The organism is Ruegeria sp. BE3 (assembly GCF_056538865.1).
The window spans coordinates 206,514-229,158 of sequence record NZ_JBQFTW010000003.1 but is presented as its reverse complement, the minus strand read 5'-3'; the positions used below and the strand labels follow the sequence as shown (position 1 = coordinate 229,158).

Sequence of the window (22,645 nt, the reverse complement as noted above, 5' to 3'; positions counted from 1 at the left end):
CACAGCTATTCATGCGTCGGACGCCATTTGTCCAAAGCTTCGAGGAATTTCTCATGCTCGCCGTCCAGCATGCCGATATTGGTCGCCGGATATGGAAAGTGACCCGCAGTGACTTCGTTGTGAAATTCGGACAATGCAGCAACGCGCTCCTGATGAATTTGTTTATGCAACCGCCCGACATTGCCAAACGCATGCGCATGTTTTGGAGGGGTCTCCTCTTCGCTGGATTCGCCACAGATATCTGCGACAAATGAGAATACCGCATCTCCGGCGTTCCCCGAGCCCAGAGAGAACGTTACAACCGTTGTCTTGGTGTTAACGGCTGACAGGACTTCTTCTGCAATGCACTCGGCCTCGACAGCAAATACGCCTACGTCCTCCATGCGTTTCAGCGTTTGGAAGATTTTTATGGCTTCGTCGGCCTTTCGACCCCAGCCACGCAACCCGCCGCAGTGATGGCTGAATGTCGGGATCAGACCGATATGGCTTTGCACAGGAATGCCATCGGTGGCCATGCGCTCCATGACGTCGAAAGACCGTAGAGTATAATACATGTCGGCACCATTGCGCATGGTCTCGTAGGCATGCGCAATGATTTCGTCATCTGAGCCAAACTGCGCCCATGACGAACCCGCGCCAGTAAAATGAGTTGGCGCGATACGACGCACGTCTTCCATCTGGTCCGCGCCGACGACGAACAAGTCAATGCCCGCGTCGACACAGGCTTGCAGTTCGTCGTTGTTGGCCGGGTTCGCCATCGACAACGTGCGGCCCGACCCCTTGAGCGCTTTTAGATCGGCGACCGTGAAGTTTCGTTCAGCCGGATTGCGACTGAAATCGTAGATACGTTTCATGCTGTGTATCTCTTATTTCCCGCCAAGCTGTTCGGGCAGGTTGGTGATCTCTCCCTCGCGGATCACGGCAGGGTCATAGGCCGTGCGGCCGAACACTTCACGCACCATGGGTTCGAAAAACTCCAGCGACTCCATGGGGTAATCGGGATCGAAGCTTGATTGATCCCAATGCTCGCAGAAGGCGGCACAGGTGTTGAACAACGGGTGATCGCGATACCGATCACGGGCGTTACGATCCCAGCCATAATGGTGCCCGTAATAGAGCGTCTGGAAGATGCCGTGATGTTCGATAGTCCACGAGACCTCCCACCGAACGAAGGGGCGGATTACCTCGGCAGACATGCGGTCATGGTTCTGCGGGGCCAGACCGTCGCCGATATCATGCAGCAGTGCGCCCACGACCCAATCGATATCAACGCCATCGCGAAGGGCACGGGTTCCTGACTGCAAACCGTGCTGCAGACGTGTGATCGGATAGCCTTCCAGAGTGACCTCACCTGCACGGCGCAATTCTTCCAGCACGCGGTCGGCGGTCAGCGCGAGGAAGGGTTTCTCGAGGCGCTCAAGAAGTTCGTAATCCTCCTTGGTGCCGTCTTTCATCGCTGTGAAGCTGACCGTTTCGTTCATTTGCTGTCTCCAGTTGCATAGAATCCGACTGCCTGATCCGCGCCCGCGGCGAGAGTCGCTGCCTGACCCTCAAGTATCTTTTGATAGAGTGCCAGATCGGCAGGATGAAACAAGCCGCGTGGGCCTGCAATACACCCCCAGCCGCCAGCCGGGGTTTCGCCGCGCACGGGCATCGCCCAATCCCGCCCTGGCGCATGATCTCGCACCGCAGGCGTGACATAGCGGATCGCCAGGCCAATGCGGCGATCATCGCTGCCATTGGCGCCCGACGCGTGAAAGCAGCGTCCGTGATGCAGGGACATCTCGCCGGGTTTCAGCGGTCCGTGTTGGGCCATGCTTTCGTCGATCCCCGCAATGGATTGCCCGCGCGACAGCAGATTGTCCTCGGCAAAAGTGTCCTCATGGTCAGCGATCCCGCCTTTGTGGCTGCCGGGAATGAAGCGCATACAGCCCGCCTTTACGGAAACGTCAGACAACGCGACCCAAGCGGTCACCTCATCATCGGTTTCGCCCATTCCCCAATATGTGATGTCCTGATGCCATGAAACGGTATGAGGGCTGTGTGGTTCTTTGATGAACAGTTCCACAGACCAAGCCAGCAGGTCAGGACCCAGAATTCCTTCAACAATGTCCAGGATGGCAGGTGTTCTGGCAAGTTTGGCCAGCAGGGGGATCACGACATGGCCATTGACGCGGAAAAACTGGTTTAAGTCATATCCGGCTGCACCCACGGCATGTTCTGCCTCAAGCGTTTCGATTTTTTGACGCAGCGCTGAGACTTCATCTTCGGAAAACACGGGTAATCCCGCGACGTAGCCGTTTGCGCGGTAGCTTTCGACATAGTCTGGCATCGAATCTCGCATCGTTTCCTCCCTTGATGCTGGATTGAGCCTAATGGGTGCGTGCCATCTGAGAAGACGTTTCTCTTGCCCCAGAGGTTAAGCTGAACTTATTCTTTGTCATGAGCAAACGGATCCCATCCCTCAATTGGCTGCGTGTTTTCGAGGCCGCTGCGCGCACCGGTAGTTTTGCCCGCGCGGCGGAACGTCTGGCCATGTCGCCACCTGCTGTCAGTCAGCAAATACGGGCGCTGGAGAAGCATCTTGGGCGACCGCTATTTGAACGCAAAGCTGCGGGTGTGGCGCTTACTGAAGCCGGGCGGAGCTTGCTGGTTGTCGTGGGGGAGTCGCTGGGTCGGATGGAGGCCGCCGCCGCCGTGCTGTCCTCGCCTCGATCCAAGCCACTGGTTGTCGGGGTGTCGCTGCTGTTGTCGGCTGGATGGCTTGCGCCGCGGCTGCCGGGATTTCTTGAAGCCCATCCGGGAGTGTCGTTAGAGCTGTATTCTCTGTCGGGCCGCCCTGAAACACCGCCCCGGACCGCAGAAGTCTGGATCGCGTTTGGGCAACCGCCTCCGGGGACTGAGGCTCAGCGGCTTTTTGGGGAAACGTTGATACCGGTTGCGCACCCCGACTTGGCAGCACGTATCCACAACGCGGATGACATCTTGGATCACATGCTGATCGAGGTCGCAGATCATCGCAAAAACTGGGTGCAGGTTCTCGGGGCAGATGTGCTGCCGGAACGGGCGAGGGTAAACTATGTCGACACGACCCTGAATGCCTTGGCTCTGGCCGGGGCAGGGTGTGGAATTGCACTGGCGCGACCTCCGGCCAGCGATGATTTGATTGGGAAGTTTGGGCTGAAACGATGTTTGCCGGGCCATGAAGTTGCAGGGGTCGAGGAGTATCATGTTTTGACGAATGCAGGTGCTCAATTGAGTCCTGATGCCGAGGCTTTCCGGAACTGGGTCGTAAACGAAGCGCGCTCGGAAGCGATCTGAAGCTAAATCGCCTGTGATAGGATTGCCGGTTTGTTCCATTGGCTGGCATTGTCGCGATTGACCACGGGCTATGTCGTGACGGTTTCCCGACGGGTCAATCAACGGGCTGTAACTTGCGGATTTGATGGAAAAGGCAAACTGGTGTAGGCTGTTAAAATTCAGAAATGCCATTTGTTCGGCATATTTAGGCGTGTCGTAACCGGATTAGTTTTGTGAACCAGGTTGATTGTTGAGAATGTCCGATAACTCCGTGCCCCCCGATCTTGTTCAGGACGTCATCGATCAGAACCGGGAAGCGGTGCCTCGCTGGAATGGACGACGATTGCGAGCGCAGCATGGGCGCAGTCATGGTTGCGTCGCCGCCAGCTTTCGCATCAGGGACGATCTGCCGGCCCATCTTTGCCATGGGCTTTTTTCACAACCGGGTACTTATGAAGCTGCCATTCGTTTTTCGAACGGGGCGCATCTGGATGATCGCAAGCCTGATGCCCATGGAATGGCGATCAAGCTGTTCGACGTGCCCGAACCCAAGCTGATTGACGCCAAAGCGCTGGAACATCTGGGAATTGCGCAGATCAGCGACGATTTTGATTTCGTACTGACCGACAAGGACACCTTTCCCAGCTATGAGCCGATAGATTATGAGCGGCTGAACCGCCTTGTTGCGACGGGTCAGGCTTTGAAGCACGCCATGAACAAGCGGCGAGGGTGGAGCCTGCGGCTGATCTGGGAAGGTCTGCGCGCCGCCTTACGTGTGCTGCTGACAAAAGAGGGGAAGCGACATCAGCGTATCGCGGTTGAGTTCGCGTCGAACTATATGCACTCGCCCTTTTCTGCACATTTTTGGTCAACAACGCCTTATCGGCTGGGGCCTGACCTGATTGTACGCTACCTCGCGCGCAGCGTAAGGCCCGAAGCTCCCGAATGTCCGGTGGATAGTCCCGATGGGATCGGGCAGCACTTGCGACAGGATGTGGCATCTGGCGAGAACCGTTTTGAGTTCTGCATCGTCGAACCACCTCGCGAGGGCGATGATTTCGATCTTCTGGACAATCGCATCCGCTGGGCGTGTGACCCGCAACCGGATGCACCGCTGGATCCGCACCATCCGACGGTGACCCCGGTGGCGGATATTACAATTGCCCAACACGCCGCGTTTGACCCGCATGATGGCGACGCCATGAGCTTTTCTCCCTGGCGCGTCACTGCTGAACATGAGCCGCTTGGACCGATCAACACCATCCGCCTCAGAACCTATCTGAGCCTTGCACGCGCGCGTTTCCCCAATCGCTAACCGAACGGAGGTTCAAGGATGCTGGATATTGATACATTGCTTGATCACCTGTTCCAGGTGAACCGCGGGCTTGCGAGCCGTCTTGTGGCGCTGAGGCTTGCACGGGCTGCCCGGGTTCACCGGCCGCGCCCTCTGACATTGGGGGCAGACTACACAACATGGTCTGGTGTCTATTCCCACAAGTGGATTGGCCGCCATTTGCCGCCCGAGGAACCTTCACCGCTCCTGCCGCCCGAAGACGAGGTGGCCGATCTGTTCCGACGGCGCAAGCAGATGGACGGCAGTCCGCTGACGTTACTGTGCCCGCAGGGCTCGACATTGCTGTTCATTTCGGCGGCACAATGGTTCACGGACAGTTTTCTGCGCACATTCGGCCCCAAAGGTCCGGCTGATCAGACGGATTCAAACCATGAGGTTGATCTGTGCCAGATCTATGGCTTGCACGATTACCAGACCGACATGCTGCGCGAACGTGACCCCGAGACGGGCGAGTTGACCCATCGGATGGCCGTCAGAACGGATGAGAATGGTGAAACATGGTCGCCCAAGCTGTTCCGGCGGGCTGCATCCGGCGGGGTGGAATTTGCGCCACCATTCGATGGCAGTCTCGCCACCGGAGGCAGCAATGCCGGGCGGAAGTTGCATTGTGAGCAAAAGCTGCGAGATGCCCTGAAACGTGCGCGTCCCGATCTGGATTGTGACCAGATCAATGAACGCTTGCTCGACTTTCATGCCACCGGGCTCGACAACGGCAATGGCACCATCGGTTATGTGGTGATCAATACGCTGATGTTGCGAGCGCATAACCAGCTAGCTGATATCCTTTGGCTGCAACAGCGCGGGACACCCGGTTGGGACAAAGAGAGGGTGTTTCAAACCACCCGTTGCGCGCTGATCGCCTTGCTGATCAAGGTGGTGATGGAGGATTATATCGGCCACATCGCCAACATGCCTTTCAAGCTGCCGGTTGGTGTAAATCGCCGGGAACATTGGCAGCATTCCAACCAGATCGCGATCGAGTTCAACCTGCTCTACCGGTGGCATTCGATGATCCCTGATCGGTTCCTGATTGACGGCGTTCAGGTTGGAACCGAAGGCTTCCGGTTCAACCCCCGGCTGGTCGAAGAGACGGGGCTTGAGAAGATGATTGAATCCCTCTCACATCAGCCCGCAGCCCGGATGTCGCTGCGCAATACGCCGGATTTCATGTTCGAGAAACCCTCAGAAGACGCCCCTGCACCGGTCGAAGCGACCATCGCGCTGACCCGCAAGGCCCGGCTGCCGTCATTGAACGCATATCGTCATCATTTCCGACGCAAACCCCACACCAGCTTTGCCGAACTTGTTGGGGATCAGCCTTTTGCCGACGAGTTGGTCGCGGATCTCAGCCGCTTATATTGCAATGTCGACCGGGTCGAGCTATTTCCGGGCCTTTTTGCCGAGCAGCATAAGGGCACAGTCATCATGGGTGATCTGATGACCTCGATGGTTGGATATGACGCGATCACGCAACTGATGAACAATCCCATGGTATCCAAGAACCTGTATTCGGAAGAAACCTTCACGGCGCGCGGATTTGACATGGTCAAACGCACGTCGACCTTTGCCGAAATCGCTGCGTTTGTTGGGTTGAACCCCGATGAATGCGTACTGGGACGCAGGGATTAAGCACTGGCATAGGTCGCAAGGTCATCTGTCTGCAATTTTGCGATACGGTCGGCGAGTTCGGTGTTTGCCGGCTGGATACAGGCCAGATCATTCAATGCCCGCAACTCATACAATCGCGCGCCCTGCTTTTCGGCCACAGAAACGGCCTGATGCAGCGCCGTTTCGGCCGCGGCGACAGAGCTTCCTTCTTCCAGCAAAAGCGAGGCCTGGATCCGGCGCAATTCCGCCTCGTAGTTACATTCGCCAGTCGATGCCGCGCAGGCCAGCCCTGCTTCGACGGCGGATAGCCCTTTGTCGATCTGGCCCAATGCCAGATGCCCCCTGGCCAGTTCTGTATTGACCAGAACGCCAGCAGCTTCAGCTCCCGTTTCTCGCATTTTCTGCCAGGCGGCTTCGAGCAGTTGAACGCCATGTTTGGGATTTTCAGAACGGATCGCTGATCCTGCAAGGTGGGCAACGGCAACCGCCTGGTAATAGGGGCCTCCGTTGTTGCGCACCGCTTCATCAAGCAATTTGGCGACATGGGGATAGTCCGGATGATCCAGTTGCATATGGATCTCGGTCATCCAGTGCAGCGCATTGGCCAGCATCAACGGCTGACCAAGTGATCCAGCGGCGTCGACGGCTGATTTCGCCCCGGCAAGCGCGGCGTCGGCCTGCCCTTGAAAGCATTGGACCAGCGCGGTCATGGCCTCAATCTGTATCATCGCGGCCACATCCGGTTCGTTCCCGGCCTCTGCGGCATGCGCCTCGGCATGGGCGGTGGCCTCGTTCAAAGCGTCGGTTGCCGCAGCAAATTTCCCGCGTGGAGACAGGGCCGCACCGCGAATATAGTTGCCGACCATTCTGGTGTGATGATCGTCATACGCATCGACCATCTCGGTGCCCCAGCGTTCTGCGTTGTAGTAATCCCCCTTTACCATCGCAGCGGTGAACAACCCGCGCCCGGCGCGGACCAGCGTCCGGCGGTCGTCCAGTTTCTTGGCCAGTTCAAAGCTGCGCGCGAACGCTTCAATTGCAGGTTCAGAACCATAACCGACCCGAACGCGCTCGGCAGCGGCCAACAGGAATTGCAGGCTCAGTTCGGATTTATCGCGATGCTCGGCGGGTAAGGCGTCCAGCAGGCGCAACCCATTTCGGGCCTGCTGTGCCCCTTCACTGCTGGCATGTCGCCGCAGGTTCTGACGCGCCGCCTCGATCCAAGCTGCCACCGCACGCGGGGCAGAGCCTGCAAGTTCCCAGTGACGTGCGATCAATTCGGGTTGTCGTGCAGCCTCAGGCTGTGCGGTCAGCGCTTCGGCGGCGCGTTGGTGAAGATGGGTGCGGCGGTCCCGGACAAGACTTTGATAAGCAGCCTCTCGTACCAGTTCGTGCCGAAAGCGCCAATACTGGCTGCGACGCGCACCAAGCTTTGGCAATGGTTGCAGCATTCCATCTGCTGCAAGACGAGAGATTGCCTCTTCCGCATCCGACTGACTGAGGTCGCTGATATGCGACAACAATACCGCATCGAAGGCCCCACCGATCACTGCTGCCTCGACCGCTGCGCGGCGCAGTTCACCGGCTGCGTCGACCTGTTGTGCCAGAAGGTCGTGCAGCGTCGTGGGAATATTGCCGGCGACGCGACCCGGTGATGCAGCGATCGCTACGGCGCATTCTTCGATAAACAACGGGACACCGTTGCTGCGGGCCACGATCTGCGCAGTCGTGACGTCGTCCAGCTGTGCATCCGACGCAGCCTTCGCCAGCGCTGCGGCATCTTTTTCGCCAAGTGGTTCAAGGCGCATATGCCTAAGCGATGGGATCCGAGTTTCAAGCGTTTGCGGTAATTCCTCGCGCGAGGCGATCAGCATCAATATCGGAAACCCGATCAGATGTTTGGCGACGTCACGCAGGATCGAAACGGTCGAAGGATCGGCCCATTGCAGATCCTCGACCACAAGCAAAACGGGCCCATCCGTGCTGAGCCGCTGATATACGCGCAGAAAGATATCAGAGAGCTTTCGGCGCAGTTCATCCTCGCTGGTCGCGCCGCAATCACCGGGGCCGGGGGCCAGAACGAAGAACAGCGTCTCAAGCTGGGGACCATCCAGAATATCAGACAGATGCTGGGTAATGCGGTTACGCCGCGTGTCGGTGTCATCGCCATTCTGGATGCCGCACCAGCGCTCGACCTGTGTTGCCAAGGGATGAAAAGGCGTGTTCACCCGGAATGGGCTGCAATGATAAGTCACCCAAGCGCGGGGGCTCATGGCCTTGCGCATATCGCGGATCAGCCTGGATTTCCCAATGCCAGCTTCGCCCATCAGATGGACCACCCCGCCGCGCCCGGCTTTGGCCTCTGACCAGGCGTTTTGCAACTGATCGCATTCAGCGTCACGTCCGAACAAGGCTGTCCGGTCTTTCAGATGGAGCGTTTCCTGCGCCTCACCGATCAGTCGATAGACCGGCACAGGATGATCAAACCCGGCCAGTGTTTGTGTACCCAGGGGCTCAAACTCCAGTTGTCCTGCCCCAAGAGTGCGTGCTGCGCCCGAAACCATCGTCTCTCCGGGTGCGGCCAGAGCCTGCAATCGTGCAGCAAGGTTGAGTGTCGCGCCGAATATGGCGTCTGGCTGAACATTGGACCCAAGTGCGATATCGCCAACCAGAACGACACCGGATGCAATTCCGATACGGCAACTCAGATCCATCGGGCCCGACAGCGTCGCAAGATCAGCGTGAGTACGCAGCGCTGCGCGCAGGGCGCGTTCGGCATTGTTCTCGGATGCGGCAGGCCATCCAAAGGCCACAAGAATACCATCGCCGACGATCTGCAGCACCCTGCCGTTGAATTCTGCTGCCGCCTGTTCGACCAGCTTCTGATACCGCAGTGTGGTTGATAACAGGTCTTCGGGTTCAAGTGTTTGGGCCAGCACAGTAGACCCGACGAGATCCACCAGCATCACCGTCAGATGCCGATGCTCCATCCCGTCAAGATCGGTATCGGAACCGGTTGCCCGCCCGACCATTAGCGGCCTCTGACCATGTCAGCGGCATCGCAATGGCGCGTGATGTGACTGAGTCCGTTTTGACCTGGAACTGGCGACATGCCCCCCATATTTGAGCCTCATAACATTTAACCCCCGCTTCGCGTCCTAGGCCAGAGCCGCGAAGTTATCTGCGAGACTATAGGATAGTGCCCCGTCTGGCTATGTCTGGAGCGCTTCGGCTTCCACTTTGGATATGTGGGGTCATTTCTTGATCGCCGAGACGATGGCTGAGGGCGCAGGAACCAAGATACCGGAATCCTGTCTTACACCTTCGGCGCGCGCCCGTGCGGCCAGATCGGTGCGAATGGCGTCACGTTTGGCCGCAGGCTGCCCGCTGAGCAGCGCGGCCGCACGAACGGCGCCCCGGTCAAAGGCGTCAAACAGAAACTCGGGCTCTGACACCGCCAATTGTGTGGCTAAAACCTCTGAAGATATCTCGGTGAAACCGGCTTCGGTGAGTAGAGATTGCGCTACAGTTTTGTCTGCCAGCAAGTGCGCATCTGGCCCTTCGGGTAATGAAACTTCTGGGTCGCCCAAGCGTCCTACCGCGTCGAACAGCCATCCAAAGGCGCCTTCCGAGCCTTTGCCCTGCCAAATCGAAAACGCCAGCCGACCACCTGGTTTCAAAACCCGTGCGGCCTCGGTCAAGCCGCGTAAAGGATCAGGAAAATGGGGAACGCCAAAGCCTATGGTCACTGCGTCGAAGCTGGCGTCTTCAAATTCCATTGCCATTGCATCCCCATGGATAAACACCGCTTCGGGGGCGGCAGATTTGGCAAGCGCAATCATCGCTTGAGAGAAATCCAATCCGACAACTGATGCCCCACGCTTGAGCAATGTGGCCGCCACCACACCATGACCGGTGCAGAGGTCGAGCACCTGAGTTCCGCTCTCTGCTTTTATTGCATCAGATAGCCGCTCGGCGACGACCCGCGTCGCTTGGGCAAAACCATCCGCATACCCCTTGGCGATGGCTGGGTTGGACCAGCCGTCAATCTCCATCTTTTCGAACGCGCGTGTGTTTGACATGGTCGACCTCTTAAACAGGTCAGAACTCTAGCACATTCTCCTGAGTTCGAGATAACTCGCTTAGGTTCCGCTAAATCAACTAGCGGATTTCACCAGGAAACCTCTAGTCAACTGCTGAGCAACAGCAGATTGCCTCTTAGCACCTCGGTTACTTTTGCGCCGATGCCCGGTGCCTCCGAGGCGCGAGGGCCGGCGATGTTCAAAATTCCTACAGGGTGGGCCAGCAACCATGTTTCGACCTGACGCGTGCAGGGTTCGATCCCATCTCTGAGGTCGACCACAAGATGAGGTTTGCCGACGTCCGAGGCGAAGGCGATGGTCTGTTGCGTGCCCGGGCTGGTTGATCCATCGATGAATACAACCGTGGCATCGCCGGATGCGACGTTCAATCGGGTTCTTTCGATGACGTCTTCGGATCGTGTCTCGGTTAGGCCCTCAAAATCTTCAGATATACGACCACATTCATTTGTTCGACCCTTTGGCACCCAACCGCCATAGGACAAACCGTTTGCTCTGGCAAATTCAAGTGCTGCCATGTCTACACCGGTCTGTCCGCCTGAAACGATTTTCAAAGCCCTGTTCCTGATAGTGACGCTGGGTCAGGGTATGCGCAGATCTGCAGATCCGTAAACTACTGATTTGGGCTCAGAAGCTGAGAGTACGCGCGTCCTGCCAACAGACAGAATGCGCGCCGGGCTTTTTTTATTTGTTCAGGCAGCAGCGATCTGACGGGCTTTTTCGACCATGACCTCTGCCTGCCGGATCGAGGCATAATCAATCAGACGACCGTCCAGCGAAACGGCGCCTTTGCCTGCTGTTTCGGCCTCGGCCATGGCGACAAGGATGCGTTGCGCTTTGGTGACTTCGGCGTCGCTGGGCGACATGACTTCGTTCGCAAGCGCGATCTGGCTGGGGTGGATCGCCCATTTGCCTTCGCAACCCAGCACAGCTGCACGTTTCGCAGCAGCTTTGTAGCCTTCGGGGTCCTGAAAATCACCAAAAGGGCCGTCGATGGGCCGCAACCCGTTAGCGCGGGCTGCCACAACCATGCGGGCCAGAGCATAGTGCCACATGTCACCCCAATGGCTCGCACGGTGCGTGTCTGCGTCGGGATCGGTCAGAACCGCGTAATCGGGGTTCACACCACCAATGATCGTCGTCCGTGCTCGGGTCGAGGCCGCATAGTCCGCAACACCGAAATGCAGGCTTTCGTTGCGTTTTGATGCTGCTGCGATCTCGCTTACATTCTGCATGCCCAGGGCGGACTCGATGATATGCTCAAACCCGATGCGATTCTTGTAGCCCATCGCGTCTTCGATCTGCGTGACCATCATGTCGACCGCATAGACATCTGCCGCGGTGCCGACCTTGGGGATCATGATCAGGTCCAGCCGCTCACCGGCCTGTTCGACCACATCGACCACATCGCGATACATGTAGTGCGTGTCCAACCCGTTGATGCGCACGGACATGGTCTTGCTGCCCCAGTCGATGTCATTCAGCGCCGCAATAATATTCTTGCGGGCCTGCTCTTTTTCGTCCGGTGCAACCGCGTCTTCGAGATCGAGGAAGATCACGTCTACATCCGATTTGGCGGCTTTTTCGAACATGCCAGGCTGGCTGCCGGGCACGGCGAGTTCACTGCGGTTCAGGCGCGCGGGGGCTTGTTCAATGGCATAAAAGCTCATGAGTTTGGTCCTTTGAAGAAGGGTGCGTCAGATCACGCGGTCACGGGGTGGGCGGCCTGCGAAGAAGTCGCCCAGATTGTCGAGCACGCGAAAGCCCATGGCTTCGCGTGCTTCTTTTGTTGCGCTGCCCAGATGCGGCAGCATCACGAGGTTGTCGCATTGCAGCAGGTCGGGGCTGATGCGTGGCTCGCCGTCGAACACATCCAGTGCGGCCCCGCCGATCGTGTCGAACATCAGCGACTGCACCAAGGCATGCTCGTCCACCACCTCGCCGCGCGCGGTGTTGATCAGGAAGGCGTCGGGTTTCATCAGGTCCAGCCTGCGCCCGTTGATCAGATGCCGGTTCGCAGCCCCGCCGGGGCAGTGCAGCGAGACAAAGTCGCAGTGCGGCAGCAGATCATCCACCGTTTCGACTTGGGTCGCATCGAACTGCTTCAGCACGTCGGGTGACACGGCGCTGCGGTTCTGGACCAGAATTTTCATGCCAAACCCGTGATGCGCGCGACGGGCCATTTCCTGACCGATGCGGCCAAAGCCGACGATGCCCAGCGTTTTGCCGCTGACCTTAGTGCCGACCAGATGGGTTGGACGCCAGCCGGTCCAGCCGCCTGCGCGCAGCTCGCGCTCGCCCTCACCAGCGCGACGGGCGGCCTTCAGAAGCAGGGTCATGGCCAGATCGGCGGTGCATTCAGACAGAACATCGGGCGTGTTGGTGACCGTCATACCCAGATCACGGGCCGCCGGTTCACAGATATGACTGTACCCGACGCCGTAATTGGCCAGAATCTTGGTCTGAGCTGCGGCCACGTCCAGCGCCTCGGCGCTGAGCGTGTCGGTGACGGTAGGTAGAACCGCGTCGTATGTCTTTAACGCGTCGCGGAGTTCCGCCGGAGACATCGGAATGTCCCCTGTATTCAGCACGGCGTTGTAGTTTTCGGCCAGTTGCGCCTCGACGGCGGCAGGCCAGCGACGGGTGACAAGGACCGAAGGTTTGACCATCACGCAGCCTTTCCCATGACACGGGCGATGGTCTCGCCAATCACCGCGGGGTTTTCGGCAACTGTCACACCCGCCGCCGACAGGATTTCCACCTTCTCGCTGGCGCTTTCGCCAAAGGCCGAGATGATCGCGCCGGCATGGCCCATGGTCCGGCCCTTGGGCGCGGTCAGACCCGCGACATAGGCCACAACAGGCTTGGTGACGTGGTCACGGATATACTCCGCCGCCTCGGCTTCCTGAGGGCCGCCGATCTCACCGATCATGGCGATGACCTCGGTGTCTTCGTCCTGTTCGAACCGCTCAAGGATGTCTCGGAAAGACGAGCCGTTGATCGGATCGCCGCCGATGCCTACGCTGGTCGAGACGCCAATGCCACGCTCTTTCAACTGCGCCGCAGCCTCATAACCCAGCGTGCCCGAGCGTCCAATGATGCCCACAGTGCCCGGCAGGTAGATATGGCCCGGCATGATACCCAGCAGCGCCTTGCCGGGGCTGATGGTTCCGGCGCAGTTCGGGCCGGTCAACACCATGCGCTTGTCTTTGGGATAGCGATACATGTAGCGCTTGACGCGGATCATGTCTTGCGCCGGGATACCGTCAGTGATGCAGACGCAATAGCGGATACCTGCATCTGCGGCCTCCATGATTGAATCCGCCGCGAAGGGGGGCGGTACGAAGACGAGGCTGGCTTCGGCACCGGTGGCCTCGACCGCCTGTTTGACGGTGTCGAAGACGGGTACGCCTTCGACGGTCTCTCCGCCTTTGCCAGGAACAACGCCGCCAACGACGTTGGTGCCATACTGCACCATGTCCTTGGTGTGCAGGCGCGCCATGCGTCCGGTGATGCCTTGAACGATAACGCGGGTGTCGCGGTCCAGAAGAATGCTCATTACACGGCCCTCATCTTGGTGTTTTGGGTCAGGTCGTTGCGCCACGCACCCACGGCGCGTTCGGCGGCTTCCATAAGGGTGGTTGCGCGGATGATCGGCAGGCCCGATTTGGCGAGGATTTTCTGACCTTCCTCGACATTGGTGCCCGCCAGACGGACGATCACGGGGATATCCAACTCCAGTTCACGCAGCGCCTGCACGACACCCTCGGCAACCCAGTCGCAGCGATTGATGCCAGCGAAGATGTTGACCAGAACCGCCTGAACATTGTCATCGGAAAGAACCAGTCGAAACGCCTTGGCCACCCGTTCAGGCGAGGCTCCACCACCGATGTCCAGAAAGTTTGCAGGCTCACCACCGGCCAGCTTGATGGTGTCCATCGTGGCCATGGCCAGACCGGCGCCGTTCACGATGCAACCGATATTGCCGTCCAGTCCGACATAAGACAGGCCACGATCCGCCGCCCGGCTTTCGCGCGGGTCTTCCTGGCTTTTGTCGCGTAGCTCTGCGACCTGCGGGTGGCGGAACAGGGCGTTGTCGTCAAAGCTCATCTTCGCGTCCAACGCCAGCACCCTGTCATCGCCGGTGATGACCAGCGGGTTGATCTCGACCATGGTCGCGTCCAGCTCGCTGAAAGCGGCATAGCAGCCTTGCAAGGTGCGGACCATGTGCTGGATCAGGCGCGGCTCAAGCCCTAGATTGAACGCGATCTCACGCGCTTGAAACTCCTGCAGGCCAACCGCCGGCTCGACGATCGAACGGACGATGCTGTCGGGGCGTTCGGCAGAAATATCTTCGATCTCCATCCCACCCTCGGACGAGGCGACGATCATCACCCGCTGGCTGGAGCGATCGAGAACGAAGCCCAGATAAATCTCACGGTCGATCGCCACCGCAGTTTCTACATAGACGCGGTAGATGCCCTTGCCTTCGGGACCGGTCTGATGCGTCACCAACTTACGGCCAAACATCTCGTCGCAGGCTTCGTGGATTTCATTTTCCGAATTGCACAGCTTCACGCCCCCGGCCTTGCCACGCCCACCGGCGTGCACCTGAGCCTTCACGATCCATTTATCGCCTCCCAGTTCACGCGCGCGATACGCAGCCTGTTCCGGGCTATAGGCGAGAGCCCCCGAAGGTGTTTCGACGCCGAACTTCGACAGAAGCTCTTTTGCCTGATATTCGTGGATATCCATCTGCATTTCCTCCCGTTTATGCAGCGATAGATGTGCCGTAGCGGCTTTCCAGAAGCGCATCGATGGCTTCGAAATCCACCGAGCCGCCCATCTCGCGGATCGCTTCGGCAAACAGCTTCACGATGCGGCTGATCGCCTGGTGGTTCAGCTGGTTCAGGATGCCGATGCGGACCTGTACCGGAGCGCTGAGCGTCGGCCAGATGCCAAAGCCACGGGCGCGGCAGTTCTGCACCAATTCCATCTCGCGGCCCGCAAGCTCGGCTGGCAGGTTCAATACCACAAGGCTGGGCATGTCCGAGATCACTTTGCAACCCAGTGCCTTGACGGCATCGCGCAGAACGGCCTCATGCGTCTTGTAGGAATGCGCGCGTTTGGCCAGCCCCTCCTGCAAAGTCAGGCGCAGGGATTCATGGAAGGCGGCAACGGCGTAACCCGAATGGGTGCGGTGATAAGTACCTTTTTCTACGTCCTGCCGGTCAACGATGCCCCAGTGGCGGGCCTCGAAAATGGGGTTGTGGACGTAGGTGTAGGCGCCGGTGGTTTTTAGCGCGTCGATGTAAGCGTCGGTGAAGCTAACCGGCGCATAGGTCAACGGTAGGCAGCACAGGCCTTTCTGCGGGCATGAAGCCCAGCCAACGACACCCGGATAATCATCGATGCGGAAGTCCGCGACGCCCAGCGACGACACAGCGTCGATCAGGCCCATCGCTCCGTGGCGTTCACAAGCATCCGAAAAGCCCTGGATGTCGTTCACACGGCCCGAACCGGTTTCCCAATGCGCCATGAAGGCCCATTTCGGTTTGTGCCGGGCCAGAGCCTCTTCGATCATCTCGCCGGTGACGGGCTGGCCGTGGGGAACTTCGATCACGGTGACACTGGCGGCTTGCGGGTCCAGCGGGTTGGCCGCGTGTTCAGCCGGGGTCGCGGCCTTGATGCGCAGGGTCAATGCATCGATGCCCGAGAAAGTGCCGTTCGTGAAGGCCACGACCTTGTCGCCTGGCATGACGGCCGAGAACATGGTGTCGAGGCCGCTCCACCCCGTACCTGCGACGGCAAATGTATAAGCGTTTGATGTGCCCCAGATCTCGCGCAGCATGTGCTTGCATTCGATCATCCCGCGCAGAACATCACCGTGCATGTGATCAGCGATACCGGCACGGGCAAAGGCCTGCAGAACGCGGGCATCGGTGTTTCCCGGTCCGGGACCTGCGGCCAGGGTTTCCGGGATTTCGAGGCTGGGGTAGATTTGAAAAGTCATATGTTCCTCCGCGGCGGCAGGGACAAGTTTCGCCCCGCTGATCGCCTTTCCTTGGAGGAGAACCGAAACTTGCGTCATTGCGCAACGTAACTTACTACTGCTTTGGGATACCTATTTGGATGGGTAAATTACTACCCAAATAGGTAAATATGCTGATGTATACCAACATAGTACCTACCCATATGGATGGGTTCTTGCGAAATTGGACAGGAAATCAATGACCGAGACGTTACAGCGCCCCATCGATGTCATGCTGGCCAACAACAACCCTCTGGTCCTCTCGGCTATGTCCGAAATCTTTGAGCGTGATCCGCGATTCTCGCTCGTGGCGACCTCGGCTACGGCCGAAGGCTTCCTTGGTACGGTCATGCGCATCCCGGTTGCAGTGGGGATAGTATCTTGGGAACTGCCCGCGTTGGGCGCAGCCAAACTGATCGAGGTTTTGCGTGAACAGGCCAACGCCCCGCGGTTTGTGGTCTATGGGGATGAAGCCGGGGATGTGCCGCGTCAGGCCATGCAGGCGGGGGCTGCCGGGTTCGCACCGCGCTCTGGTGACGTCGAAGGCCTGCTTGAAACCTGCGTAGATGTGGCCAAAGGCAAGATGGTTTTTCCGTTCATCGACGTGCGCAAGATGCAACAAAACCCGTTGCAGACGCTGTCGCGCAAGGAACTGGCGATCCTTGAAGCTTTGGCGACCGGCATGTCCAACCGGGAGTTATCGAAAGAGCTGCAAATTTCGACCAATACAGTGAAGTTCCACCTGTCGAACATCTATGAGAAGCTATCGATCAAGAACCGCGCAGGCGATCGCGTTTTATTATTCTTCAAAAGCCGACAATGGTTAATGAGACCTGAAGGTCAGCCATTCTGATAGTAGAAAGAGAGTTTTCGACTCACTCCACCCGGAGGCGGCGGGAAAGGGGCTGCTCTGCGGATTTGCTCTTTTGCGGCGCGGTCGATCTGGGTTGAACCGGAACTGTCGGTTATCTCGACCCAAGCGAGTGAGCCATCCGGGTCGATCTGGAAGAAAACCCGCGCAAATCCGCGCTCGGACACAAAGACTGCAGGGGTCCGGTTCAAATGCACCAGTACCAGCCCTGCATAGTTGGTGGTGTTGGAATTACCCGGCCCGCGCCCGCCCGACTGACGCTGACGATCGCCGCGGGTAAAGGCATCGGTGCCCTGGCGTTGAAAGGTCGTTAGTGGCGACTCGATGAGCTGTTGCGGAAAGCGCAATTCGGCGAATTGGTCCGAGCTGTCGGCCGCGCCTTCGGGCGCTTCGCTGGGTGTGCGATCAGGTAGGCGTGGACGGATTGACTCGGTTACCGCCTGCTCTGAAGCGGCAATATCCGCCTCCTCCTCCGGCTCCAGCGCAGCGATGACCGGGGGGGCGGGCGCTTCGGCTTCTGCCGGCTCTGGTTCCGTGGCCGGTTCGCCTTGCGGGATTTCAGCAACCTCATCAACGGAAGTCGGCTCTGCAGTCTCGGCATCAGCGCGCGCAGGTTCTTCGCTGTCTGAAGGATCAGCCGGTTCGGCGTCCTGCGGTTCGATCACCTCTGGCTGAACCGTTTCAGCCTCGCCGAAATCGGGGGCAAAAACGCGTTGCGGATCGTCGGACGCAACCAGTGCTTCGCTGGTGGGGGTTTCGGCTGCTTCCGGTTCTGGGGTTTCGGCAGGTTCGGGTTCCACTGGATCGCTGGACGCCTCCGCAAGATCTTCGAAGCTGTTGCTCAGGTCCACCACGTCGGAATTGCCTTGTGCGGCAGGTTCACCCGGTTCAACAGATGCAGTCATGCTGAGTCCAAGAATGTGCAAGATCAGCGACACCAGAATGGCCAGCGCGGCAACTATGATCGATCCCCGGATCATTCCAGTGTCCGTTTTGTGACCAGAAACACGGAAGGCGCACCATTGCGGCGCAACAGGCCCGTGACTTCGATCAGGCGCGCACCCGGAGCGTCACGATCCGGAACGATCCGTACCGGCCCTTCATCATGATCGGCCATGAAGGTCTCGGCATCGGTAGGTGTTCCGCGAAAGCTCAGCGTTCCATCCTTGTGCAGAACCAGCGCGTCGGGCGGTTCGCGCCCTTCGAGCTCTGACGTGTCCACAAGGTCGAGGTCAGGGTCCAGTGGTGGTGCGATGGTACCGGTGATCAGAAAGAAGATCAGCATCAGAAAGACGACGTTGATCAGAGCTATGGTTGAATCGCGTTTTCGGCGGGGGGCGGTCTGGCGGATCATCGGCTCACTCCAGCACCAGAACGCTGAGCCCCTCGCGCCCGCGCAGCCGAACCAACAGATCCGTCAGGCGTTGGGCCGTGACATCGGTATCGAGGCTGACGAGCACCTGCCCGGTTTCGATCTCGGTCGCGAGATCGTCCAAGGTTATCGCCGTGCCGTTCAACACAAGACGTTCCGCACCGAGCTGTAGAAAGACCCGCTCAGACGGTTCGCTGGTTTGCGCGGTTCCGCCAGTCGTGCTGCTCAGCTCGATCTCGCCGAATTTTGAGAAGGTCGAGGTCAGCATGAAGAACAGCAAAAGCAGAAAGATCACATCGATGAGTGGCGTCATCGACAGGGTCCGCCGGACAAATGGCGCCCGGTTACGCATGTTCCGGCACGGCTGAAATGGCCTCGGCCTCTTTGGCGAGCTGACCTGGTACCAACACGGTCCGCAGTGCTTTGTCTGCAAAGACCCGCTCGCGCGCGGTGCGGCTTTCGAACCATGACAGAACCATTGAGGTCGGCATCGCAACCGCCAGCCCCACGGCGGTGGTGATCAGCGCCACCCAGATGCCACCCGCAAGCAGCGACGGGTCAATGGAGCTGCCTGCCTGTTGCAGGCTTTGGAACGCTTCGATCATACCCAGAACGGTCCCGAACAGCCCCAGCAAAGGCGCGAGTTGGGCAACGGTGTCAAGAAGGCGAAAACCGCGCTCCAGCCCTGCCAGGGCCAATCCGGCTTCAGCATCCAGACGATCATCGAGACCGGGTAGATCGGGCGCATCCATGGCTGCACCGACCAATGGGGCCAGATAACTGTGGCTTTTCGCCAATCGCGCGCGTGCAGTCTGATGATCCCCGGCATCCCATGCCGTCAGGGCCTGGGACAGCACCCGATGTCGTCCAACTCCGGTCACGGTGAATTGCCACAGTTTGTAAAGCGTGACGGCCAGAGCCAGCACTGACATCACGATCAGAATGGCCACCACTGGCCCGCCCAGAGCCACGATCTGGCGCAATGCTTCAAGCGCGTTCATCCCAAAAGCTCCACATCTATCCGGCTGGTAAGGTTCAGTCCTGTTGCACAGATATCGCTTTCTGAGCCGTCGACAACGCAGCTGTTTGCGCCATTGATCAGAACGCGCCCGATCGAGTCGCAGTTGAGATCGGGCAGGCCGAACTGACGCACGCGCGGACGGTCTGCCGGCAGATCCCGAAAATCGAACAGAGAAAGCGTAACGACACGGCCCGAGCTGTCGAAAATGACGGTCTCAAAAGCTGCCTTCTCGATATCGCTTCCGGTTTCGTTCTGAACCAGAAAGGTCAAGCGGCAGGCGCCGTTCACCTTTTGCACGGTATTGAGCTCCAGCAACAGTTCCGAGGGGTTGTCGTCAGCAGATTGCGCCAGCGCCGAATTTGTTGATGAAATTGCCAGCACAGCTACCAGAGCGAGGCGGTGATACGGCATGAGCGGGCTCCTGATTGTTTAGCGCTGAGGGTTTGTCCCGCGCATCTTTGCAGGGGTTGATCCCTCTTATCCAATCCAACCGAGACGTGAAAGAGCGGGTGGCGCGATTGTGTCCGGCCGACCGGTAACGCGTGATAACTTTCGTATTGACGCATTCATCGATCTCAGGCACTGAATCCGGTGATGGTTCCCAAGGGTGCGCCCGTGGGATGAAAAGGGAATACGGTGCGGTCTACACTGGCCAAACCCGTAACTGCCCCCGCAACTGTAAGCGGCGAGCGAAGCCAAACAGCCACTGGCCCCAGGGGTCGGGAAGGATGGCCAAGCACCGACCCGCGAGTCAGGAGACCTGCCATCAGTTGTTCAACCAAGCCGGGGCGGGGCGTCCTGGAAGGAGGCTTTGATGGCACGTGATACACGTGTTTCTGTAATCAGCACCTTCGCACTGCGTTTGGGCAGAGGCGGGGGGTTATATGCCTGGCGCACCTGATCATTTTGTTCTGATCTGTTCGACCTGTGCGGCCGCGCAATCAGTGGATGGAGTGCATGATACGCTTCAATCGAAGCTGCCCGAGCGCTTTGCGATCCGGGCTGTCGATTGCATGGCAGGATGCGCGCATCCCGTGACCGTAGGTTTCCAAGCGGTCGGCAAGGCGCAGTATCTATTTGGTGACATCCAGACATTGATTGACGTCGAAGCCCTGGCCGAGTTTGCCCGTCAATATCAACAGAGCCCGGATGGCTGGACCAAAGCCAGTGAGCGTCCGCGTGCCCTTTACACCAAAACCTTGTCTCGCATGCCCCCGATCAGTCAGGAGGTGTCGATATGACCGTCCAGCCGTTTTTGGTGGCTTCGGATCTCGAATATTATGCCTTGAATGGGGACATATTGCTGCAAGGCGTATCCTTTGAGCTGTCCGAGGGGTCAATCCTGGCAATCGCGGGCCCCAACGGAGCAGGTAAAACCACACTGCTGAATTTGCTTTGTGGGGCAGAAGGGCTGGCACTAGGGGATGTTTTGCTCAAGGGGCGCAGCCTCAAACAACTCTCGGCAAAAGAGCGTGCTCGAATGATCGCGGTGGTCAGTCAGCAAGAGATGCCCGACGGGCGCTTGTCGCTGCGTGACTATGTGGCACTCGGCCAGATTCCGATCCGCGCGGACCGGTCTGCGGGTGAACACGCGCAAGAACTCAGCCGTATATTGGATATTACGGGCCTTGGCGCGCTAGCTGACAAGAAGATGGCCCAACTGTCGGGTGGTGAGCGTCAGCGCGCGCATATCGCTCGGGCGCTGGCACAGAACCCGACTTTGCTGTTTCTTGACGAGCCGACCAATCATTTGGATCCCGATGCGAAGGGGCGGATGCTGTCTCTGGTCGCTGATCTGGGTATTACTGTCGTCATGATCGTGCATGATTTGGTCATGATCCCTGAATTCGCCACCCACGTTGCTCTGATGAAATCCACGCGCCTGACCGGGTTTGGTTCGGTCGACGAGGTACTGACATCGGAACGTGTGCGCGAAACCTTCGGTGTCGATTACCTGCGCTTTCACCACGAAGGCCGCATGATCCCTGTTCTGGACATCCGAAGAACAACGCTTTCCACATAAACTCAGGAGACTATCAATGAAGCAAATCTGGTCCGTGGCGCTGGTCACTGCCATGGCAAGCGGCGCCGCTGCGCAAGAGGTGACGGTTGACAATTGCGGCGAACCGCTTGTCTTTGATGCCGCGCCAGAACGTCTGGTCGTGCATGATATGAATATGACCGACATGGCCTTTGCGCTGGGTCTGCAGGACAAGATCGTCGGTCTGACCGGCATCACCGGATGGTATAAGACCAGCCCCGAGTTCGACACGCTGCGCGGCGATATCCCTGAACTCGCGCCGAAATACCCGACTGTCGAAAATCTTGTTGCGGTCGAACCTGACCTGTTCTTTGCCGGTTGGTATTACGGTATGAAGCCGGGCGGAGATGTGACCCCCGACACACTGGAGCCATTCGGCATCAGGACTATGATCCTGACCGAAAGCTGCGTCCATCTGAACAAGGATCGCCCCGAAGCCAGCATGAACCTGCTGTTCGACGATGTTTTGCGTCTGGGCAAGGTCATGCATGTCGAGGACAAGGCCGAAGCGCTTGTGTCGGGCTGGAAAGACGAGTTGACAGCAATCGAAGCTCGGACCGCTGATCTGGCCAAACCACGCGTGTTCCTGTTGGACGGCCCTGCTGATGCGCCCTTTACGGCGGGTAAGTTCGCCATTCCTGACGCCATGATCGCAGCGGCTGGAGGAGAAAGCGTTACGCACGACATGGATACAAGCTGGGGCCGTACCTCTTGGGAAGCGGTTGCCGCAGCCAACCCTGAATTTCTGGTGCTACTGGATTATCAGACCGGCAATGGCGCGGCAGATACCTTCAAGTTCCTGCAGGAACACCCTGTGATGTCGCAGACAGATGCCGTCAAGAACGAACGCTGGATCGGCCTGCGCTATGAAGAGCTCACTCCGGGACCGGCGAATATTGCTGCGATCTCGAAAATGGCCAAGGCCATGCATCCGGATCTCAACTGAT

General features: G+C 58.6%; 22 protein-coding genes, 1 pseudogene and 1 riboswitch. Of the genes and pseudogenes, 7 read left to right on the top strand and 16 right to left on the bottom strand.

The window, feature by feature from the left end; all coding sequences use genetic code 11:
- Positions 1 to 5: 5 nt before the first annotated feature.
- Genes ACR0AZ_RS10730 through ACR0AZ_RS10720 form a run of 3 tightly spaced genes read right to left on the bottom strand, consistent with a single transcriptional unit; the run spans position 6 to position 2,344 of the window.
- Positions 6 to 854 (bottom strand): 3-methyl-2-oxobutanoate hydroxymethyltransferase, encoded by an 849-nt coding sequence (locus tag ACR0AZ_RS10730; protein WP_480472514.1) that lies wholly within the window; start codon positions 852 to 854, stop codon positions 6 to 8.
- 12 nt (positions 855 to 866) lie between these two features.
- Positions 867 to 1,481 (bottom strand): HD domain-containing protein, encoded by a 615-nt coding sequence (locus tag ACR0AZ_RS10725; protein ID WP_480472516.1) that lies wholly within the window; start codon positions 1,479 to 1,481, stop codon positions 867 to 869.
- On the bottom strand, positions 1,478 to 2,344 hold the full coding sequence (locus tag ACR0AZ_RS10720) for a phytanoyl-CoA dioxygenase family protein (RefSeq protein WP_480667408.1): 867 nt from the start codon (positions 2,342 to 2,344) through the stop codon (positions 1,478 to 1,480). The genes ACR0AZ_RS10725 and ACR0AZ_RS10720 overlap by 4 nt, the downstream gene beginning before the upstream one ends.
- Before the next feature lie 98 nt (positions 2,345 to 2,442).
- On the opposite strand from ACR0AZ_RS10720, the gene ACR0AZ_RS10715 reads away from it, so the two are divergent.
- The 3 genes from ACR0AZ_RS10715 (at position 2,443) to ACR0AZ_RS10705 (ending at position 6,283) form a co-directional block, all read left to right on the top strand.
- The gene (locus ACR0AZ_RS10715; protein WP_480667407.1) at positions 2,443 to 3,321 is read left to right on the top strand and encodes a LysR family transcriptional regulator; all 879 of its coding nucleotides are present in this window, start codon (positions 2,443 to 2,445) and stop codon (positions 3,319 to 3,321) included.
- Between the two features lie 235 nt (positions 3,322 to 3,556).
- Positions 3,557 to 4,615, top strand: a complete 1,059-nt coding sequence (locus tag ACR0AZ_RS10710) for a catalase family protein (RefSeq protein ID WP_480667406.1) — start codon at positions 3,557 to 3,559, stop codon at positions 4,613 to 4,615.
- A gap of 18 nt (positions 4,616 to 4,633) precedes the next feature.
- Positions 4,634 to 6,283 (top strand): peroxidase family protein, encoded by a 1,650-nt coding sequence (locus ACR0AZ_RS10705; RefSeq protein ID WP_480667405.1) that lies wholly within the window; start codon positions 4,634 to 4,636, stop codon positions 6,281 to 6,283.
- On the opposite strand, the gene ACR0AZ_RS10700 is transcribed toward ACR0AZ_RS10705, so the two are convergent.
- The 8 genes from ACR0AZ_RS10700 to ACR0AZ_RS10665 form a co-directional block, all read right to left on the bottom strand.
- On the bottom strand, positions 6,280 to 9,294 hold the full coding sequence (locus ACR0AZ_RS10700; RefSeq protein ID WP_480667404.1) for an ATP-binding protein: 3,015 nt from the start codon (positions 9,292 to 9,294) through the stop codon (positions 6,280 to 6,282). The two genes, ACR0AZ_RS10705 and ACR0AZ_RS10700, sit on opposite strands and share 4 nt — an antisense overlap.
- Positions 9,295 to 9,516: 222 nt before the next feature.
- Positions 9,517 to 10,344 carry a methyltransferase domain-containing protein gene (locus ACR0AZ_RS10695; RefSeq protein ID WP_480658837.1) on the bottom strand — a complete coding sequence of 276 codons (828 nt, stop codon included), beginning with the start codon at positions 10,342 to 10,344 and terminating at the stop codon, positions 9,517 to 9,519.
- Between the two features lie 107 nt (positions 10,345 to 10,451).
- Complete coding sequence (locus ACR0AZ_RS10690) at positions 10,452 to 10,916, bottom strand: putative molybdenum carrier protein (RefSeq protein WP_480658835.1); 465 nt, start codon at positions 10,914 to 10,916, stop codon at positions 10,452 to 10,454.
- Between the two features lie 138 nt (positions 10,917 to 11,054).
- A complete protein-coding gene (locus ACR0AZ_RS10685) occupies positions 11,055 to 12,032 on the bottom strand; it encodes an HpcH/HpaI aldolase/citrate lyase family protein (protein ID WP_480667403.1) in 978 nt (325 codons plus the stop codon).
- A gap of 27 nt (positions 12,033 to 12,059) precedes the next feature.
- Positions 12,060 to 13,031: a 2-hydroxyacid dehydrogenase gene (locus ACR0AZ_RS10680; RefSeq protein WP_480667475.1), complete on the bottom strand. Its 972-nt coding sequence runs from the start codon at positions 13,029 to 13,031 to the stop codon at positions 12,060 to 12,062.
- The gene (gene sucD / locus ACR0AZ_RS10675; RefSeq protein WP_170424786.1) at positions 13,031 to 13,921 is read right to left on the bottom strand and encodes a succinate--CoA ligase subunit alpha; all 891 of its coding nucleotides are present in this window, start codon (positions 13,919 to 13,921) and stop codon (positions 13,031 to 13,033) included. The genes ACR0AZ_RS10680 and sucD overlap by 1 nt, the downstream gene beginning before the upstream one ends.
- The gene (locus ACR0AZ_RS10670) at positions 13,921 to 15,117 is read right to left on the bottom strand and encodes a malate--CoA ligase subunit beta (RefSeq protein ID WP_480472538.1); all 1,197 of its coding nucleotides are present in this window, start codon (positions 15,115 to 15,117) and stop codon (positions 13,921 to 13,923) included. Before ACR0AZ_RS10670 ends, sucD begins: the two co-directional genes overlap by 1 nt.
- Before the next feature lie 16 nt (positions 15,118 to 15,133).
- Entirely contained in the window at positions 15,134 to 16,375 is a 1,242-nt protein-coding gene (locus ACR0AZ_RS10665) for an aminotransferase class V-fold PLP-dependent enzyme (protein WP_480667402.1), read from the bottom strand.
- A 250-nt stretch (positions 16,376 to 16,625) separates the two neighbouring features.
- On the opposite strand from ACR0AZ_RS10665, the pseudogene ACR0AZ_RS10660 reads away from it, so the two are divergent.
- Positions 16,626 to 17,220: pseudogene (locus tag ACR0AZ_RS10660) on the top strand (response regulator transcription factor).
- A 13-nt stretch (positions 17,221 to 17,233) separates the two neighbouring features.
- On the opposite strand, the gene ACR0AZ_RS10655 reads toward ACR0AZ_RS10660, so the two are convergent.
- From ACR0AZ_RS10655 to ACR0AZ_RS10635, 5 genes are read right to left on the bottom strand one after another with little or no spacing between them, the layout of a single operon-like run.
- Positions 17,234 to 18,244, bottom strand: a complete 1,011-nt coding sequence (locus ACR0AZ_RS10655) for an energy transducer TonB family protein (RefSeq protein WP_480667401.1) — start codon at positions 18,242 to 18,244, stop codon at positions 17,234 to 17,236.
- The gene (locus ACR0AZ_RS10650; RefSeq protein WP_480658824.1) at positions 18,241 to 18,618 is read right to left on the bottom strand and encodes an ExbD/TolR family protein; all 378 of its coding nucleotides are present in this window, start codon (positions 18,616 to 18,618) and stop codon (positions 18,241 to 18,243) included. Before ACR0AZ_RS10650 ends, ACR0AZ_RS10655 begins: the two co-directional genes overlap by 4 nt.
- Positions 18,619 to 18,622: 4 nt before the next feature.
- Positions 18,623 to 18,949 (bottom strand): ExbD/TolR family protein, encoded by a 327-nt coding sequence (locus ACR0AZ_RS10645; protein ID WP_480472548.1) that lies wholly within the window; start codon positions 18,947 to 18,949, stop codon positions 18,623 to 18,625.
- Between the two features lie 31 nt (positions 18,950 to 18,980).
- A complete protein-coding gene (locus ACR0AZ_RS10640) occupies positions 18,981 to 19,637 on the bottom strand; it encodes a MotA/TolQ/ExbB proton channel family protein (RefSeq protein ID WP_480472550.1) in 657 nt (218 codons plus the stop codon).
- Complete coding sequence (locus tag ACR0AZ_RS10635) at positions 19,634 to 20,068, bottom strand: hypothetical protein (protein WP_480472552.1); 435 nt, start codon at positions 20,066 to 20,068, stop codon at positions 19,634 to 19,636. Before ACR0AZ_RS10635 ends, ACR0AZ_RS10640 begins: the two co-directional genes overlap by 4 nt.
- 167 nt (positions 20,069 to 20,235) lie before the next feature.
- A riboswitch (cobalamin riboswitch) is annotated at positions 20,236 to 20,439 on the top strand.
- Between the two features lie 102 nt (positions 20,440 to 20,541).
- On the opposite strand from ACR0AZ_RS10635, the gene ACR0AZ_RS10630 reads away from it, so the two are divergent.
- The 3 genes from ACR0AZ_RS10630 to ACR0AZ_RS10620 are packed head-to-tail and all read left to right on the top strand — an operon-like array spanning position 20,542 to position 22,644.
- Positions 20,542 to 20,898, top strand: a complete 357-nt coding sequence (locus ACR0AZ_RS10630; protein ID WP_480667400.1) for a DUF1636 family protein — start codon at positions 20,542 to 20,544, stop codon at positions 20,896 to 20,898.
- On the top strand, positions 20,895 to 21,680 hold the full coding sequence (locus tag ACR0AZ_RS10625) for an ABC transporter ATP-binding protein (RefSeq protein ID WP_480472556.1): 786 nt from the start codon (positions 20,895 to 20,897) through the stop codon (positions 21,678 to 21,680). Before ACR0AZ_RS10630 ends, ACR0AZ_RS10625 begins: the two co-directional genes overlap by 4 nt.
- A 16-nt stretch (positions 21,681 to 21,696) precedes the next feature.
- Complete coding sequence (locus tag ACR0AZ_RS10620; RefSeq protein WP_480667399.1) at positions 21,697 to 22,644, top strand: ABC transporter substrate-binding protein; 948 nt, start codon at positions 21,697 to 21,699, stop codon at positions 22,642 to 22,644.
- Position 22,645 lies beyond the last annotated feature (1 nt).